Origin of the sequence: Acinetobacter sp. YH12218 (assembly GCF_013417925.1) — a bacterium.
Lineage (GTDB): Bacteria > Pseudomonadota > Gammaproteobacteria > Pseudomonadales > Moraxellaceae > Acinetobacter > Acinetobacter amyesii.
The window spans coordinates 1-16,117 of the sequence record NZ_VPDB01000067.1; the positions used below are offsets into that span (position 1 = coordinate 1).

Consider the following 16,117-nt stretch of genomic DNA (forward strand, 5'->3'; position numbering starts at 1 on the left):
CGGAAATATTGCCATTTGGTTTGATCCTGCTACGCAATGGTATGCTCCATCAAAAGGCAAACAAGGGCGAAATCAAACCTACTCCGACGCAGCTATCCAATGCTGCTTAATGATTAAATCCTTATTCCGTCTATCTTTACGTATGGTCACTGGCTGTGTGCAAAGTCTGATTAAACTTTGTGGATTAAATTGGACCGCACCAGATTACAGTACGCTTTGTAGAAGACAAAAGCATATTGATATTGCAATCAGCTACCAAAAAAGTAGCGATGGGCTGCATCTACTCATAGACTCTACAGGCATGAAGTTTCTAGGTGAGGGCGAATGGAAACGCAAGAAACATGGACCTGAATATCGTCGCCAATGGCGTAAACTTCATATTGGTATAGATGCTGAAACCCTTCAAATACGCGCTATTCAACTCACTACAAATAATGTGAGTGATTCACAAGTGCTTAGTGATTTACTCGATCAGATTCCACAAGATGAGCAGATTGACTCTGTTTATACCGATGGAGCTTATGACACCAAGCAATGCCGTCAGGTCATTGCAGATCGGCAAGCGCATGCGGTGATTCCACCTAGAAAAAATGCGAAACCATGGAAAGATACAAAGATCAGCTCGCTAGCACGAAATGAATTACTTCGAACGGTTAATCTTGCGAAGCAGTGCTTCTCAGGCAGGACATTATGGAAAAAATGGTCCGGCTATCATTGCCGAAGTTTGGTCGAAACTAAGATGCATTGCATCAAATTATTGGGGGATAAACTCAGTGCAAGGAGTTTTGATAGCCAAGTCAATGAAATTCATGCACGTGTAGCAGTCCTCAACAGATTTACGGAATTAGGTCGACCACTTACCCAAGTTACGCCTTAAATTTGGCTCAATTAGGGGGGGCTTTGTATTTCAAATCTTTGTGCAACAAAGCCCTTTAAAATTAAAAAAGCACTGAGTAGTGCTTTTTCAACTCGTATTTTAGTGCTTATATAGCAACAATATTGACCGCATTCGGTCCTTTTTGACCTAGAGCAATACTAAATTCAACCTGTTGGCCTTCGAATAAGGTTTTAAAACCTGAGTTGGCAATTTCACTGAAGTGCGCAAAAACATCTGGACCTGATTCTTGTTGAATAAAACCAAAACCTTTAGTTTCATTGAACCACTTAACGGTACCTTTAACAACATTTGAGTTTGACATAATAAATCCTACTGATTTTTAATAATTTTTAGTCATTTTATTGACTGCATATAACTTTGAAAATAATAAAGAATGAAACTTAAAATCTGAAAAAACGAAGAATTATGAATAAAACGACGATACTTAAGAGAGATTTAATGCAACAAGACTTTTTTCTAGTTACGCTCACTATACCTTAAAAATAAAATTAATCAAGTTTTTCTTATATGTATATTTAATTATCTTATAAAAGATGGCTGGATCGGGAGTTAATATTTTGATCTAGGTGACTTTTTTAAAAAATACTACCGACAATATTGCTACATTAAATCTGGCAAAACCAATTTACCGCGTTAAAAGGGGGATCCAAGAAAAATGATTTTCTCCATTTTCTCAGGCTTTAAGATTGAAATTTCGCCTACATTCATCCTGCATTTAATCTTCACACTTTGTTCACATCGACTTGGGTTATCTTAATCCTGAGATCCAACAAGGCTAAAAAATGAAGATGCGATTTAAGTCTGCTTTTGCAGCGATAGCACTGTCTATCATCAGCTTTACAACGACTCAAGCAGAAACTGCTGCGCCTCAGGCAGTTGAACGAGTAGATATACAGAAGTATGCCGGTAAATGGTATGAAATTGCGCATTTACCGATGTATTTTCAGCGTAAATGTATAGCTAATATCACGGCACAATATAGCGTCAATGCCGATCAAACTATCGGTGTATTGAATAGCTGCCGAACTGCCAATGGTGAGATAATTAGCTCTGAAGGTGTTGCGTATTCGCAAAATCAGGGGAACAGCAAACTGAAGGTCAGCTTTTTGCCTAAAGGTTTAAGATGGATCCCCTTTACTAAAGGTCATTACTGGGTATTACGAGCAGACCCGGAATATAAAGTGGCACTCGTAGGGGGGCCAAGTAATAAATACCTATGGATTTTATCGCGTCAACCGCAACTCGATGAAGCAACTTATCAGTCATATATAGACACTGCAAAACATTATGGTTACGACGTTACAAAACTTATCAAATTGCCTCATTAATCTGCTAACCTTTTGCCGAACTGATAAATCTCTCTACAGTTCGGTTTTTTTTATTGACTTCACATAAAATTCATATCTGACTGATTAAACTCATCAAATAGAATAAATATAGTTGCAAAAAATTAGGGTGAGTCGATGTTGAAAAGTCTGATGCGATGGATAGACAGCTGGTCCATACACACATCGCCTGAAACGCTGACCGCTGAAAATAGTAAAATTCAGTGGTTCAGAATTTTACCCTTTATTCTACTGCATCTGGCCTGTCTGGCAGTATTCTGGGTGGGGGTATCGTGGTTTGCACTGGGTTTCATGCTCGCATTCTACCTAATCCGCATGTTTTCCATTACGGCCTTTTTTCATCGCTATCTGTCACATAAAACTTTTCAGACTTCGCGTCCGGTGCAATTCCTGTTTGTGTTAATTGGAACTATGAGTGCACAGCGTGGTCCGCTATGGTGGGCGGCCCATCACCGTTATCACCACCGCTATACCGATACATTACAAGATCCACACTCCTCAACACATGGTTTTTGGTACAGCCATGTCGGCTGGTTTTTAAATGAATATAATTTTGCCACGCGTAAAGAAGTGATCAAGGACTGGCTGAAATATCCGGAACTGATCTGGCTGGACCGCTTCAGTTTAATTGTGGTGCTGCTGACCGCGGGCGGAATTTATGTACTCGGGGAGTGGGTGGCCATCACCTGGCCGCAACTTGGTACATCAGGCCTGCAATTGCTAGTGTGGGGCTTTGTCGTGTCTACCGTGTTACTGATCCATGCCACCTTGTGTATCAATTCACTGGCGCATCATTATGGCAGCCGAGATTTTGACACGGATGATCACAGCCGCAACAATTTATTCCTGTCGATCATTACCTTGGGCGAAGGCTGGCACAACAATCACCATTATTATGCCGGCAGTACCCGGCAGGGTTTTTACTGGTGGCAGATTGATGTGACCTATTACCTGCTGAAACTCATGTCTTTGTTCGGGCTGGTCTGGGGACTCAAGCCCATTCCGGCACGTGTCTATGACGTCAGTAAAATTGCCCGGGCTCGAAAACAGAAAAAAGCTGCCAAGACCGGCACTCCGACTATTCATTCAAAGGAATCACCATGAAAATTGCAATTATTGGTTCAGGTATTTCCGGTCTGTATGCTGCCTGGAAACTCAGCAAAGCGCATGAAGTCACAGTCTTTGAAAAGAATAACTACTTTGGTGGTCATACCGATACCCATCAGCTGAATATCGATGGTGAACAGGTTGCGGTGGACAGTGGCTTTATTGTCTTTAATGAGCATAACTATCCGCTGTTCTGCGCCATGCTAAAAGAACTTGGCATTCAATCGCAAAGCAGTGACATGGGCTTTTCGGTGAATAATCAGGTCACTGGCTTACAGTACAATCCTTCAAAAAAATTCTCGTTATTGTTCCGACCTCAAAACTTTTTTAATGCAGATTTTCGCGCGATGTTGTCGGATCTGTTCCGCTTCTATGCCGCCAATAAAGATCTGGATGTCGAGCATGTCGATGCACAGCTCAGTATAGATGAGTATCTGGATCAGCATGGCTATTCCGAAGCCTTCCGTCAGGAACATCTCTATCCGATGTGCGGGGCGCTGTGGTCCTGCCCGGTGGAACAGGCCGGACAGATTCCGTATAAGTTTGTGGTGAGCTTTTTCCAGCATCATCGCATGTTGCAGCTCAAAGACCGTCCTTTATGGCTGACGGTCAAGGGTGGATCAGCTCGCTACGTCCGTGCCATTCAGGCCCAGTGCAATATCACGCTTCGTAAAACTGCTGTGCATCAGGTGTCTCGCAGTGCCAATGATGTGCTGATTGAAACCCAACAGGGCAGCGAGCGTTTTGACTGGGTGATTTTCGCCAGCCACGCCGATGACAGCCTGAAACTGCTGAAAGACCCGACCGCGCAGGAGCTGGACGTGCTAGGCAAGTTCCGCTATCAGGATAACCGCATGGTGGTACATTCCGATACCTCTATCATGCCCAAATCCCGTCGCCAGTGGGCCAGCTGGCATGTACACGTCACGCCGACTCAGGTCACTGAACAGACGCCATTCCAGCACAGTGGCACACATTATGGCTTTAGCTACTGGATGAACCAGTTGCAGAACCTGAACTGCAAAACCCAGGTCTTTGCCACCCTGAATCCTAATTTTGCCCTGAATCCAAAAAAAGTCTGGGTAGAACGACATTACCGTCATCCGGTGTTCGATGCCCCGGCGATTGAAGCACAGCAACGCTGGGCCGAGGTCAACGGCCAAAACCGCACCTCATATTGTGGAGCTTACTGGGGTTGGGGCTTTCATGAGGATGGGGCGCGTAGCGCATTATGGGTAATCGATCAGCTATTAAAACAGGCTGAACAGGCAGCCTAGGAGCGCATGATGCAGATGTATCCACTGGCGATTGCCACTGCTGAAATCCGGCATCGACGTTATTTGCCCCAAGCCCATGCTTTTAGAACCCAGCTGAGCTATCTATGGTTTGATCCAGATCAACTCGCGACGTTTACCGGAAAATCCTGGCTGTGGTCATCTAACCGCTGGAATTTCCTGACCCTAGATGAGCGCGATTTTCTGACTATGGAATGTGGCTCGATTCGGCAGAAGATTGCACGCCTGCTGATCAAGCGGGAAAACTATCTGTTACCGCATGCCGCGTCTATCCGGGTGCTAGCTTTGCCACGAACACTCGGCTTTCGTTTTAATTCCGTAGTGTTTTATCTGGTCTTTGGTGCCACCGACCAGTTGCTCTTTGTGCTGAGTGAAATCACCAACACACCGTGGAATGAACGACAGGTCTACATTCACGATTGCCGGAACAATCCAGACGAATATGCGCCGTACCAGAGTCACCAGTTTGACTTTAAAAAGGCCTTTCATGTGTCGCCGTTCATGCCGATGGGGCTGGATTATCGCTGGCGCTTCAGCTTTTCGGATCGGCAGAACGTGATTCATATGCAGCTGTTTGAGCAGGGAATCTTGCAATTCGATGCCACCCTGAAATTTTCCTTGCAGGCCATCACGGTTCCTTCACAGCAGCATCGCTATGCTGTACTCAAAGTTCTTGAACCCTTCAGGATGGTCAGCGGAATTTATCTGCACGCCTTTCGTTTATGGAAAAAGAAAGTTCCATTTTACCGACATCCTAAAAAAGAAAAAGGAAACACATTGCGATGAAGACACTATTCATGGGAGAGCAAAGCACACTGCCGATGGTACTTCGCCACCTGCTGAAATTACGCCATGGTCAGCTAATTTTTAAAGGCGTCTGGAACGGGGCTGTCGGGGAAAATAGCGATTTACAGGCGGTGATACAGGTGCATGATGTTCGTCTGATGGATCTGCTGTTCCGTAATGGTGTACTGGGTGCTGCCGAAGGTTTTATCCGTGGCTACTGGAGCAGTGAAGATCTGGTCGATGTGATCCGCATTTTGGCACGTAACCGCGATGTGCTGGACCAAATGAATCAGAATGCAGTGGCCAAAGCCAGCCAGTTACTGTTAAAGGTCTGGTATAAATCGCGCAAGAATTCGATTGATGGCAGCCGCAAAAATATTGCCGAGCATTATGACCTGAGTAATGACTTTTTCAAGCTATTCCTGGATTACAGCATGATGTATTCCAGTGCGGTGTTTAAAGAACCCTGTATGAGCTTGGAACAAGCTTCAGATTATAAAAAAGAACTGATCTGCCAAAAACTTCAATTGCAACCGATGGACCATTTGGTTGAAATTGGCAGCGGCTGGGGAGGCTTTGCCATTTATGCGGCTCAGCATTATGGCTGTAGGGTGACTACCATTACCATTTCCAAAGCTCAGTACGATGAAGCACTCGCCCGAGTTGCTGCAGCCGGACTGTCACATCGTGTGACTGTGCAGCTGAAAGATTACCGCTTACTGGAAGGCAAATACGACAAGCTGGTGTCGATTGAAATGATCGAGGCCGTAGGTGAGCAGTATTTATCCACCTATTTCCAGAAATGCCGCGAGCTCCTCAAGCCGAATGGTCTGGCCCTGATTCAGGCCATCACCATTGAAGATGCACGCTATGCCAAAGCCCTGAATACCGTGGACTATATCAAGCGCTATATTTTCCCGGGCAGTTTTATTCCCTGTATCAGTGTCATGACCCAGACCGCTTCCGAACAAAAACTGCGACTCAAACATCTGGAAGATATCGGCCAGAGCTATGCCCAGACCTTGCACTGCTGGCGTCAGCGTTTCTTGCAGCAGCATGATCAGGTACTTGGGCTTGGTTTTGATGAGCGTTTTATCCGCATGTGGGATTTTTATCTGTGTTATTGCGAAGGTGGCTTCCGTGAAGGCGTGATCAGTGATGTACATCTGCTGTTCGAAGCAAGTGCCTACTAAGCCAAGATAAAACAGGAGGGCCGAAATGCTGCTGAATTTACTGATGCTGAATGTCTTTATCATGCTCTGTAGCTGGGTGTTGGTGACCTATAACCGCAGAGCAGGGCTGGTCGATGTCGCTTGGAGTTTCAGTATTGCCCTCAATGTGATTATTGCCGCTTGGGCGATTGACAGTGCACCGATGTTGGTTCGCTTATTTCTGGGACTGGCGAGTGGGATCTGGTTTTCACGGCTGACTTGGCATCTGTTACGGCGCTATGCCAGTGAAACCCAAGAAGACACGCGTTATGCCAACATGCGCCGAGCGATGGGGGAGTATCAGCATCTTGGTTTTCTGGTGTTTTTTATATTTCAGGCAGGATTGGCTCTACTGTTTTCTTACCCAATGCTGAAGCTGTTAAGTATCTCGACCGAGCAATGGAATGACTGGACTTTGGTCACTGTGATTGTGGCGGGCATGATCATGCTATCCGCTTTGATAGGCGAAAGCACTGCCGATCAGCAACTTTACCGTTTTAAGCTAGATCCACAGAATCAAGGTAAAACCATGGATCAGGGCTTGTGGAAATATTCGCGCCATCCGAATTATTTTTTTGAATGGCTGCATTGGTTTGCCTATCCAGTGCTCGGTCTGGCAGCAGGATGCTATGAATTATGGATTTATCCACTGCTGATGTGGCTATTCCTGTACTACTTTACAGGTATTCCATTTAGTGAAAAACAGGCGCTCGCCCACCGTGGTGACAACTATAAAGACTATCAACGACGAACTTCAATGTTTATTCCGTGGCCACCCAAACAGTAGGTAAATACATGGACTTTATGATTCAAAAAACCTTAGAACTGATCGAAAATGGCAAGGTGCCAGACCCAGTGATTCGCGCGGGCATTCGCAGCCTAAGCAAAAAACGTTTGGCACAAGAAGGTCGGTTTGACCCCGCATTGGCAGCGCAGCGCTATATGGATGTGCTGACCATGCTGAAAAACAGCGAAATTGCCATTGAGACAGACAAAGCCAATGAGCAGCATTATGAACTGCCGACCGCATTTTTTCAGGCAGTACTCGGTAAGCGTTTGAAATATAGCGCTAGCCTGTTTGAACATACTCATACCACGCTGGATCAGGCGGAAGAAGCGGCACTTGCCAGCTATTGCCAGCGTGCACAGTTAAAAGATGGACAGGAAATTCTGGAAATTGGCTGTGGCTGGGGATCGTTGAGTCTGTATATGGCCGAGCATTATCCCAAAGCCCGAATCACGGTGGTGTCGAACTCCTCGACCCAGCGCCTGTATATTCAGGAACAGGCGCATCTGAAAAAACTGCAGAACCTGACGGTGATCACCTGCGACGTCAATGTGCTGCAACTGGAACCCGCGTCCTTTGACCGCGTGGTTTCGGTGGAAATGTTTGAACATGTGCGCAACTACCAGAAACTGTTTGAAAATATCAGCAGCTGGCTGAAAGCGGATGGTCTGCTCTGGTGCCATATTTTCTGTCACCGTTTCCTGCATTATCCGTTTGAAGTGAAAAATGAATTCGACTGGATGTCGAGATATTTCTTTAGTGGCGGACTGATGCCGGCAGCGTCTACCTTTCTACATTTTCAGCAGCATTTACAGCTAGAACAGCACTGGCAATGGGCGGGTACGCAGTATGAACGTACCGCAAATGCTTGGCTAGAAAATATGGATGGTAAACAGGCCGAGCTAAAACCCTTATTTGAAAAAACTTATGGCGCGGATGCCGCAATCTGGTGGCAGCGCTGGCGGATTTTCTTTATGGCCTGTGCCGAGCTGTTCGGTTATGAGCATGGACGCGAGTGGGTGATCGGTCACTTTCTGTTTAAAAAGAAAACCGTATAATTGAATGGCGAATCGGATGGGGTAGCGGGGAATGCACCAATGTTAAAGCTGTTCAGGGACAAACACGATCATCCTCTAGGTGAGGTGTTTAACCGCTATTACTGGCTGCAAATCGGATTCATTGCCCTGTCTGTGGTGATCGGGATTGGCTTCAGTGCCTGGGTGATTAAAGGTTCTTTGCTCAGAACGGCGCTAGAACAGGAAATGTCACACTACTGGCAGCGGCTGGAACGTAATCCGGCTGCTGAACTGCCCGATACCAAAAACTTGTATGGTTATCGCTGGAGCGATGCACCGCCAGTCCAATTTCGCCACATACAGCTTGAGCAAGGGGTGAACCGGCATTTTGTCGATGGCAAAGAGCGCATGACCGTGTATGGTGAAAAAGACGGACAGCATGTGCTGCTGGTCTTTGGCGAAAGCAACGTCAACAAGCTGGTGTGGCTGTTTGGTCTGGCACCGCTGATGGTCAGCTTGTTTGTGCTGTATAGCGTGCTGTGGTGGTGGAACCGTCGGGCCCGGCGCTATTTTTCCCCGATTACCCGTCTTGCTAATGCGCTGGAGCATATTGACTGGGAACATCAGAAAAATCAGGCTTCGCCTTTTCAGGACATCCGCACCGACTCCAATCTGGAAGCTGAATACCTCAAGCAGGCGCTGGAAAAATATCATCAGGTATTAAGCGAATTTATTCAGCGTGAGCGTGAATTTACCGGAGATGTCAGCCATGAGCTGCGCACGCCACTGACCATTTTAAAAGGCAATGTGCAGCTGTGTCAGGCACGCTATGGCGACAACAAGTCCTTTACCCGCCTGCATAACACCATTGAAGACATGCAGCTGCTGGTGGATACCTTGCTGGCTATTGCCCGCAATACCACCAATACTTTAACTGCTGAACCGACCATGCTTTCAGAATGTCTGGACAATCTGGTGCAGGATCTAGAGAGTGTCAGTCATAACAAAGGCATGCAGATTGACCTGCAAAAAGACCTCGATGAACAGCCGCGTAAACTTTATCCATCCATGACCAAAATGGTGTTTGGTAATATTCTGCGCAATGCACTGAACTATTCACAGGGCACAGAAATTGATGTGATTCTGGAAAAAAATAAAGTGCTGATTGCTGACAATGGGGTCGGCATGCCTTTACCTAACAATTCTAAGGTTCAGGAACTGTCTGGCCAGCAGCTACAACTGGAAATCAAAGGGCATGGCATTGGATTGCAATTGGTGCAAAAGCTATGCAAACAGCTAGGTTGGCGTGTGGAGCTGTTTGACAGGCAATATTATATTGTCACCCATCAGAATGTTGACCTGGCAATGACCACTGGACTGATTGTTGTTGTGTACCTAAATTAGGCTTCATCTTCGAAAGCAATCTTTAAACCAATCCCAGATATGGTGTGAATCAGCTTTTGTTCAAAGGGTTTATCGACCATTTTGCGTAAATTATAGATATGACTGCGCAGAGCATCACTTTCTGGCTCTTCGTCACCCCAAAGCTGCATCATAATTTCCTGTTTGGTCAGTACTTTAGGAGAATGTCGCATTAGTAGCTTCAAAAGTTTAAACTGAATCGGAGGCAATTCAATGTTCTGCCCAGCTCGAGTTAGCTGTTGTGTTGCTGGGTCCAAAATTAGGTCATGAATTTGCAGACGACTGCTAGATACTTCACCCAGGGAACGTTTGATCAGGGCCTTGACCCGAACCACTAGCTCGTTAAAGTCAAAGGGCTTGACCAGATAATCATCCGTGCCGGAATTGAAGCCTTTAAGTTTGTCATCCAAGGTATCCCGAGCGGTAAGCATCAAGACAGGTAAGTCCAACCCCTCTTCATTGCGTAACCACTCGCACAATTCATAACCAGAACCATCAGGCAAATTAATGTCTAGTAGCAAGATATGGTAGCGTTGCTGTTTCAGTAATTGTCTAGCAGCACTCAGATTGCGGGCATGATCGACCACAAAGCCATGTTCTTCCAGAAACTCGCATAGGGTAGAGGCCAGTTCATAATGGTCTTCAACCATCAGGATAAAATGTTTCGACATAGCGGCAGATACTAATTTAATAATTGCTGTTTTAATTTAGCACTAAATGGCTGGGGACCCAGCCATATATTAAAATATTGTTGTGCCAGAGGATGTTTAAGCTGCCCTAAACCTTGCTGGTTCAAGGATAAGCTCAGGGTCTGTGTAGCATGGTTGTATTTTAAACGGTATAGGTCGCCTGATCTGACCGGACGATACAAGTCGGTGATTGGGTTGAATAGAGCATGTATTTTTGCGTCTTTAACATTACGTTTCAGTAAATGTGTGGCCGCACGCTTAAATGCCCATTCCGGAATATTCTGTGTATAGGAAAAGTCCATCTGTATATTTTGTTTTTCCCAGGATTGGCTACAGTTTTGGGCAAAATAACTGGCCATACCGACCTGTTTTTGACCCACCATCAGCGGACCATTGCCGCATTGATTCAGGCTTTGTGCCTGTGCCCATGGACTGAAGCTACATTCCATCACTAACGCCGTGCTGATCGCTATTTTTTGAAAGGCAGTAGCCATGAGTAGACCCCTCCAACATAAGGCAGGGAACGGTACAGGCCGTTCGCAGGGTCCCAGAAATCCTGCTGGAAAATAATCTTGTTGTTTTCGTTGATCTTGATTTCACTGATACCGTAAGAGTCCATACTGCGGGTCGTGCCGAACATTTTAAAATCATAGGCCATATGCCAGTGCACATAGGCAGAGTCCTGATGATAAGAAGTGTTTAACAGCTTGACGCTGACCTTGCTGACCCGTTTGTTCATGCCTTGAAAGTGCTCCAGCAGATTTTGACGGGATGAAAATTGCGATAGGGTATCGTTAATAAACAGCTGGTTAGCATACAGCGATCCGGCTCTTTCCACAAATTCCGGTGTGCCCAAGGTATTAAAGGCTGAGGTAAAGCGGAGGCCGATATCCTGAGCTTTAGTCTGATCCAGCGCTATCCCCTGAATACCGTTTCTGGATTGGGCATAATCGGCTGAATAACTGGGAATACTTTTACATCCGGCTAACAACAGAAGCGGCAAGGATAAGGCTGTAGCAATTAGTGTTTTTACAAGTCTCATCATCAGTGTCCGTATGAAGTGTATGTTTATACCTTAGGCAGCACAGCGTGAACAGAATGTGAAATAGACGTTATAAATGAGCAATTGAATAGAACTTTTCAAATCAAAGATTAAATGTTTAACTTTTTTCTTCGGCCATTAACCAATCAATGATATTCATAACATCACGATTTTCGTTATTTTTTCTGACCATTGCATAAAAATTATAGTCACAATAGATAAAACCAAAAGGGGCAATGATCTTTCCATTTAACATTTCTTTTTCTACTAAAATTTGAGGTGTTATGGCAATTCCTAACCCAGACACGGCAGCTTCTATCATTAAATTCAGACTATCAAAATAACGGTCATTGGATTTTGGGGAAAAGCTTATTTGAAACTGATCAAACCATGTATGCCATGCACTTTTATTTGAGTGGGTATGAAGTAATGGATAGTTTAAAAGATCATTTACGGAATGAAGAGGATTTATTTCACGATGACAAATAGGACCCATGTTATCGGGAAATAACAGATATTTATTCAAAAAGTTGGGAAGTAGATGATGCTCACTGATGCTATTGATAAATATGTCAACTTTCTCTTTTTCTAACAATTTTAAATCATTACATGTCATTAATTTTATATGGATATTGGGATAAATGACTTCGAGCTTTTCTAATCGAGGAATCAGCCAATTTGCCATAAAACTATTGTTTTGATGCTCATACCACTAATTTTAAGATTAATTTTTAAAGTGCTAACCAGACTTTCAAGACATTAATTTTGATTGATCAAAGTCTCAATAGAAAAAGCCTGAATTCATTTCAGGCTTTTTTAATTTGTTTAAAGTTTTTTGGTATGGCCGCTATTTAAGGTTATGCCTGAATTGCTTGCTAGACTGGATCGATGCTGTTCAAATGTCTTTTTGTTGGTGTGGGTGATAGATATGTGGATATTTCGTAAAGCTTTTAGGGCAACGTAATCATCATCTTTATGCAATATTGCGTAAGATGAACCTAGATTTTTCGCAATTGAGCCATCTATTACAGTGTAGCCTAGACTTTTGTAACGCTTAAGGTAAGTCACCATTGCATTACGATCACGATCGCTTAATAGCACAGTTACCCCAACTAATTTATCCTTCCCATCAAACCACATTCTAATATTTTGTAGCCCAGAGATGTGCAAGGGTGGAAATTGCTTGTGCTTTTTATCCATGCCAAGACTATCCCTTGAGCCATCATAAAAGGAGAAGGTGGTTAAGGTCTTATGTGGGTATCCTTCAATAACATCGTTATCAATTTTTCTTGCGATTTGCTGGGATTTTGCTTCCTGATACGTGGTTTGACCTATCTTAAATCCATAAAACGTTTTCTTCTTTAAATCTAGGAGCTGAAAGGTCGTCCAAATTGGTTCTTTAGGATTGAATTCTGTAATGGACTCTGGATTGTCTCCATAAGCTAACGCATCTTGTTTGGTATTTATCAAATGCAGTGATTTTGTGCCAAACAAAAAGTTAATCATTGAATTTCGACTATTATCAACCTCGCCCAGAAGTATCCCTACTGCTTTGTCACGAATATCTGTGTAGCCAGTAGTTGCAATACCAGCCACAAGCGCACATCCCAATACAGCACAAGCTAATGGCATAAATATGTGCTTCTTTTTGCTTAATGGTGCAGTTTGAGGATTGTAAGCTATTCCAGTATTACGCTGGACCTTATTGCTTAAATCATTAGAGCTGTCTTCTTCATTTGAACTACTATCAAATGGATTGTAACGTGGGGCAGTTGGGGCAGAAGGAGTCCAAGTATAAGGCTGTAGGTTTAATGCTTTTACAACTTCTTCTGCTTCACTTTCAGCAATATTGATTGAATTAGAACGAATTGAATCTATTGTTTCTGCAATATGCGGTGTATCTGAAACATGAAACCAAAGATTCACTGAATGCGAGAAATTGGTTTTTAATTTCGATAGCTCTGTGAAGATGATAAGACCAGCCATGTGGCTCATATTATCGTTCTGCAAGTGATTATTGGTTTTTAGCCAATCCATAATTGCATAGCGGTTTTTACGAACTTGTACAAAAGGATTGATCTGGGAACCGCCTTTGACTGGAATGGTTTCTCCCTCCAGCGTATGCATTAACCATTCGCCGTTTTCCTGACCTACCAATGAGCCAGAGTAGTTTTTAAAGTCTGAGACGATCACCGAATTCTGCGTGATACATACTAAGTCAACTTCTTGACCATTCCACATGGCGTTATAGATAACGTATATCCAACGTTTTTCCTGACCGCCGTAGACTGGCTCAAGCTGAGATAAAAACTGATCCAGCATTTTCTTTTCATTTTTATGAGAGGTGTAGTCACCAAAATAACAATGGATAGTCATACTTATACCTCAGCCTGAATAGGAGTGTAAAAAAGGATAGATGCACAATGTTTGCAGTAATGGCGATTATATTTTTGAGCTTTGTAAGGGGAGAATAACTGCTTAGGGTGTTTTCTTTGATCAGGCGTACTTACAATGGCTTTGCTTCCACAATGAGCACACGATAATTTTGAATCCAAATGGCACTGAGGATTGGTTGTTACATACCAGTCAAAAGACTTTTCAACCTTTAGTTTTTGATCTTCAAGGTGCTTATAGCGATTGTTCAATTGATTATAAATTACATAGATGCCATAGCATGAAATTGCAGCGCCAATGCCTAGAATCCAATAATTATTCTGGTTGTACATCAAGCCACTAAACAAAATAAAAAAACCGACAATTGTTATTATGGCTGGGAATATGAAAGCAAAAATACTGATCATAAAAATATCAACGATGATTTAGGGATTAAAAAAAGTACTTATTCAAAGATACGAGCAGTTTTGGTTTAAAGACTGTATGTTAGAAGTTAAAAAGCTAAAAAATGGGAGTTAAGACTCCCATTTTTTATGGATGATTCTTCATTTCATTCAGCATGGCATCACGCAGAATCTTATTCATTCTTGTCTGATAGCCTTTACCTTGGGCCTTTAGCCATTGCATGACATCTGCATCAATACGAACCGTAGTTACTTGTTTAGTCGGCTTGTAAAAGGGATTCTGTACAGCATTTTTCCAGAAACTTTCATCAAGTTCAGGAATGTCTGAAAAATCTATTTCACTTTCTGGTCGCTTATCAAGTGCTTCAAGTCTTGCCTTTTGTTCTTCAGACAAAACAGGAGGATTATTCAAATCCATTTTGTAAGTAACGGTTTTGCTCATACTGTTTCCTCTCTTTTTTCTCTGCCTGTCGTGCTGAGATAATGCGGATCTGATCTATCCCATTATGGTCTTCTACTGTGTGGGCCACCAATAAAACAGCCTGCCCATGTACCATACCTATCGCTTGCCAGCGATATTCACCATTTTCAAAGCGATCCTGTTTATATAAGGCATGAGCATCGTAAAAAACCAATGTCGCATCTTCAAAAGCCACACCATGTTTTTTGAGATTTGTTTCAGCTTTATACTCATCCCATGAAAACTCAATTTTTATAGTTGCATCGCTTTTCGTTAATATAAAAATGTTAATACAAAATTGTAAATTTTGCAAAATTTATCTAATTTTTGTTGGCAAAAACTATCAAAACTGGTTAAAAAGAAACCGACTTGTTTCCAAGTCGGTTTTTTATTGTTTTTCAGGGGGATGAAAAAATTTAACTATATGAAAAACAAGGATATTTAAAAAATATGTTATTCCCAAGTAGAAATGTCCTATATGGACATTTCCAAGTCAAGCACAGGATTTAGATTTCGTTGTTCAATCGCTGTTTTCTGTGCACGTCTGCTTGGCATCTTTTGAGAACGATTACGTTTGTTTTGCTGTTCCAGTTCTTCATGCTGTTGTTGGATATGATTCAGAACAGCACTCAACCGTTTATTCTCAACAATCTCTCGCTGATTCAGCTGACTTAATTTATCGAAGAGGCTGTAATTGATCTTTCGGCTATTATGCATGATGGCTATAGTACCATCCGGGTATTCCAGGAACTCAAGATACTTACCGATCAACCTCTGATTTTCTTCGGTGTTTTCCAAGATATATACGCATTTATCATAAGTAATCGTCAGGCTATTCGTGACTCTGCGGGGTTCACGCCAAATAAAAATATCATCTAACTCTTCGGCTATTTCATTGATAGGCCGATGTAGATTCTTAGGATTAAAAGCCATCTTTGCAAACTTCTGATTGAACTGCTCAATGAAGCAGGGTAGCCAGGCATTCGCTTGCTCAATCGAACAGATGCCTTTCAGGCGCATCTCCTTGATCAGACGGTCCTGAAGGGTTCTGTTGGCCCGTTCTACACGGCCTTTGGCCTGCGGTGAATTGGCGAAGATGATATCGATATTCAGGGTGCTGAGTACACGTCCAAACTGGGTAATCTTGGTGTCTTTCTTGCTGCTTTGATTCACTCTAAAGACTGAATGTTTGTCGCTGTAAAACGCTAAAGGCTTACCGTGCTGTTCGACATATAAACGTGTTGAAATCATATAGTCAAA

At 43.3% G+C, this 16,117-nt stretch carries 19 protein-coding genes; 9 read left to right on the forward strand and 10 right to left on the reverse strand.

Annotation, left to right across the window (positions count from 1 at the left end; translation table 11 throughout):
- Positions 1 to 877: IS5 family transposase (locus FTV03_RS14440; protein ID WP_180041913.1), on the forward strand; the 877-nt coding region annotated here is incomplete at its 5' end.
- A gap of 106 nt (positions 878 to 983) precedes the next feature.
- On the opposite strand, the gene FTV03_RS14445 is transcribed toward FTV03_RS14440, so the two are convergent.
- Complete coding sequence (locus tag FTV03_RS14445; RefSeq protein WP_125281447.1) at positions 984 to 1,199, reverse strand: cold-shock protein; 216 nt, start codon at positions 1,197 to 1,199, stop codon at positions 984 to 986.
- A 481-nt stretch (positions 1,200 to 1,680) separates the two neighbouring features.
- Here FTV03_RS14445 and FTV03_RS14450 point away from each other — a divergent pair, with 481 nt between their 5' ends.
- The 8 genes from FTV03_RS14450 to FTV03_RS14485 all read left to right on the forward strand — a co-directional run bounded on the left by FTV03_RS14450 (position 1,681) and on the right by FTV03_RS14485 (position 9,850).
- A complete protein-coding gene (locus FTV03_RS14450) occupies positions 1,681 to 2,226 on the forward strand; it encodes a lipocalin family protein (protein ID WP_180041915.1) in 546 nt (181 codons plus the stop codon).
- A gap of 135 nt (positions 2,227 to 2,361) precedes the next feature.
- Entirely contained in the window at positions 2,362 to 3,348 is a 987-nt protein-coding gene (locus tag FTV03_RS14455) for an acyl-CoA desaturase (protein WP_180041917.1), read from the forward strand.
- Positions 3,345 to 4,628 carry an NAD(P)/FAD-dependent oxidoreductase gene (locus FTV03_RS14460; protein WP_180041919.1) on the forward strand — a complete coding sequence of 428 codons (1,284 nt, stop codon included), beginning with the start codon at positions 3,345 to 3,347 and terminating at the stop codon, positions 4,626 to 4,628. The genes FTV03_RS14455 and FTV03_RS14460 overlap by 4 nt, the downstream gene beginning before the upstream one ends.
- A gap of 9 nt (positions 4,629 to 4,637) precedes the next feature.
- A complete protein-coding gene (locus FTV03_RS14465) occupies positions 4,638 to 5,432 on the forward strand; it encodes a DUF1365 domain-containing protein (protein ID WP_180041938.1) in 795 nt (264 codons plus the stop codon).
- Positions 5,429 to 6,625, forward strand: a complete 1,197-nt coding sequence (locus FTV03_RS14470; RefSeq protein WP_180041921.1) for a cyclopropane-fatty-acyl-phospholipid synthase family protein — start codon at positions 5,429 to 5,431, stop codon at positions 6,623 to 6,625. The genes FTV03_RS14465 and FTV03_RS14470 overlap by 4 nt, the downstream gene beginning before the upstream one ends.
- Positions 6,626 to 6,650: 25 nt before the next feature.
- Positions 6,651 to 7,430, forward strand: coding sequence for a DUF1295 domain-containing protein (locus tag FTV03_RS14475; RefSeq protein WP_180041923.1), 780 nt, complete (start codon positions 6,651 to 6,653; stop codon positions 7,428 to 7,430).
- Between the two features lie 8 nt (positions 7,431 to 7,438).
- A complete protein-coding gene (locus FTV03_RS14480; protein ID WP_180041925.1) occupies positions 7,439 to 8,488 on the forward strand; it encodes a cyclopropane-fatty-acyl-phospholipid synthase family protein in 1,050 nt (349 codons plus the stop codon).
- 48 nt (positions 8,489 to 8,536) lie between these two features.
- On the forward strand, positions 8,537 to 9,850 hold the full coding sequence (locus FTV03_RS14485) for a HAMP domain-containing sensor histidine kinase (RefSeq protein ID WP_218950662.1): 1,314 nt from the start codon (positions 8,537 to 8,539) through the stop codon (positions 9,848 to 9,850).
- On the opposite strand, the gene FTV03_RS14490 is transcribed toward FTV03_RS14485, so the two are convergent.
- The 9 genes from FTV03_RS14490 to FTV03_RS14530 form a co-directional block, all read right to left on the reverse strand.
- Positions 9,847 to 10,539, reverse strand: a complete 693-nt coding sequence (locus FTV03_RS14490; protein WP_005177281.1) for a response regulator transcription factor — start codon at positions 10,537 to 10,539, stop codon at positions 9,847 to 9,849. The two genes, FTV03_RS14485 and FTV03_RS14490, sit on opposite strands and share 4 nt — an antisense overlap.
- A gap of 11 nt (positions 10,540 to 10,550) precedes the next feature.
- Positions 10,551 to 11,051 carry a chalcone isomerase family protein gene (locus tag FTV03_RS14495; protein WP_180041928.1) on the reverse strand — a complete coding sequence of 167 codons (501 nt, stop codon included), beginning with the start codon at positions 11,049 to 11,051 and terminating at the stop codon, positions 10,551 to 10,553.
- A complete protein-coding gene (locus tag FTV03_RS14500; RefSeq protein ID WP_180041940.1) occupies positions 11,027 to 11,599 on the reverse strand; it encodes a nuclear transport factor 2 family protein in 573 nt (190 codons plus the stop codon). The genes FTV03_RS14495 and FTV03_RS14500 overlap by 25 nt, the downstream gene beginning before the upstream one ends.
- A gap of 118 nt (positions 11,600 to 11,717) precedes the next feature.
- Complete coding sequence (locus FTV03_RS14505; RefSeq protein WP_257220807.1) at positions 11,718 to 12,284, reverse strand: LysR substrate-binding domain-containing protein; 567 nt, start codon at positions 12,282 to 12,284, stop codon at positions 11,718 to 11,720.
- Positions 12,285 to 12,424: 140 nt separating this feature from the next.
- Complete coding sequence (locus FTV03_RS14510) at positions 12,425 to 13,975, reverse strand: nuclease-related domain-containing protein (RefSeq protein ID WP_180041930.1); 1,551 nt, start codon at positions 13,973 to 13,975, stop codon at positions 12,425 to 12,427.
- Positions 13,976 to 13,977: 2 nt separating this feature from the next.
- A complete protein-coding gene (locus FTV03_RS14515) occupies positions 13,978 to 14,400 on the reverse strand; it encodes a hypothetical protein (protein ID WP_180041932.1) in 423 nt (140 codons plus the stop codon).
- Between the two features lie 124 nt (positions 14,401 to 14,524).
- On the reverse strand, positions 14,525 to 14,839 hold the full coding sequence (locus FTV03_RS14520; RefSeq protein ID WP_180041934.1) for a BrnA antitoxin family protein: 315 nt from the start codon (positions 14,837 to 14,839) through the stop codon (positions 14,525 to 14,527).
- Positions 14,802 to 15,113 (reverse strand): BrnT family toxin, encoded by a 312-nt coding sequence (locus FTV03_RS14525; RefSeq protein WP_180041942.1) that lies wholly within the window; start codon positions 15,111 to 15,113, stop codon positions 14,802 to 14,804. Before FTV03_RS14525 ends, FTV03_RS14520 begins: the two co-directional genes overlap by 38 nt.
- Before the next feature lie 218 nt (positions 15,114 to 15,331).
- Positions 15,332 to 16,117 (reverse strand): ISNCY family transposase (locus FTV03_RS14530; protein WP_180041936.1); only part of this gene is annotated, 786 nt, incomplete at its 5' end.

What these genes read in the sequence shown, in the direction of transcription:
- FTV03_RS14445 (WP_125281447.1), bottom strand. Translation starts at nt 1,199, where the DNA reads ATGTCAAACTCAAATGTTGTTAAAGGTACCGTTAAGTGGTTCAATGAA.
- FTV03_RS14450 (WP_180041915.1), top strand. Translation starts at nt 1,681, where the DNA reads ATGAAGATGCGATTTAAGTCTGCTTTTGCAGCGATAGCACTGTCTATC.
- FTV03_RS14455 (WP_180041917.1), top strand. Translation starts at nt 2,362, where the DNA reads ATGTTGAAAAGTCTGATGCGATGGATAGACAGCTGGTCCATACACACA.
- FTV03_RS14460 (WP_180041919.1), top strand. Translation starts at nt 3,345, where the DNA reads ATGAAAATTGCAATTATTGGTTCAGGTATTTCCGGTCTGTATGCTGCC.
- FTV03_RS14465 (WP_180041938.1), top strand. Translation starts at nt 4,638, where the DNA reads ATGCAGATGTATCCACTGGCGATTGCCACTGCTGAAATCCGGCATCGA.
- FTV03_RS14470 (WP_180041921.1), top strand. Translation starts at nt 5,429, where the DNA reads ATGAAGACACTATTCATGGGAGAGCAAAGCACACTGCCGATGGTACTT.
- FTV03_RS14475 (WP_180041923.1), top strand. Translation starts at nt 6,651, where the DNA reads ATGCTGCTGAATTTACTGATGCTGAATGTCTTTATCATGCTCTGTAGC.
- FTV03_RS14480 (WP_180041925.1), top strand. Translation starts at nt 7,439, where the DNA reads ATGGACTTTATGATTCAAAAAACCTTAGAACTGATCGAAAATGGCAAG.
- FTV03_RS14490 (WP_005177281.1), bottom strand. Translation starts at nt 10,539, where the DNA reads ATGTCGAAACATTTTATCCTGATGGTTGAAGACCATTATGAACTGGCC.
- FTV03_RS14495 (WP_180041928.1), bottom strand. Translation starts at nt 11,051, where the DNA reads ATGGCTACTGCCTTTCAAAAAATAGCGATCAGCACGGCGTTAGTGATG.
- FTV03_RS14500 (WP_180041940.1), bottom strand. Translation starts at nt 11,599, where the DNA reads ATGAGACTTGTAAAAACACTAATTGCTACAGCCTTATCCTTGCCGCTT.
- FTV03_RS14505 (WP_257220807.1), bottom strand. Translation starts at nt 12,284, where the DNA reads ATGGCAAATTGGCTGATTCCTCGATTAGAAAAGCTCGAAGTCATTTAT.
- FTV03_RS14510 (WP_180041930.1), bottom strand. Translation starts at nt 13,975, where the DNA reads ATGACTATCCATTGTTATTTTGGTGACTACACCTCTCATAAAAATGAA.
- FTV03_RS14515 (WP_180041932.1), bottom strand. Translation starts at nt 14,400, where the DNA reads ATGATCAGTATTTTTGCTTTCATATTCCCAGCCATAATAACAATTGTC.
- FTV03_RS14520 (WP_180041934.1), bottom strand. Translation starts at nt 14,839, where the DNA reads ATGAGCAAAACCGTTACTTACAAAATGGATTTGAATAATCCTCCTGTT.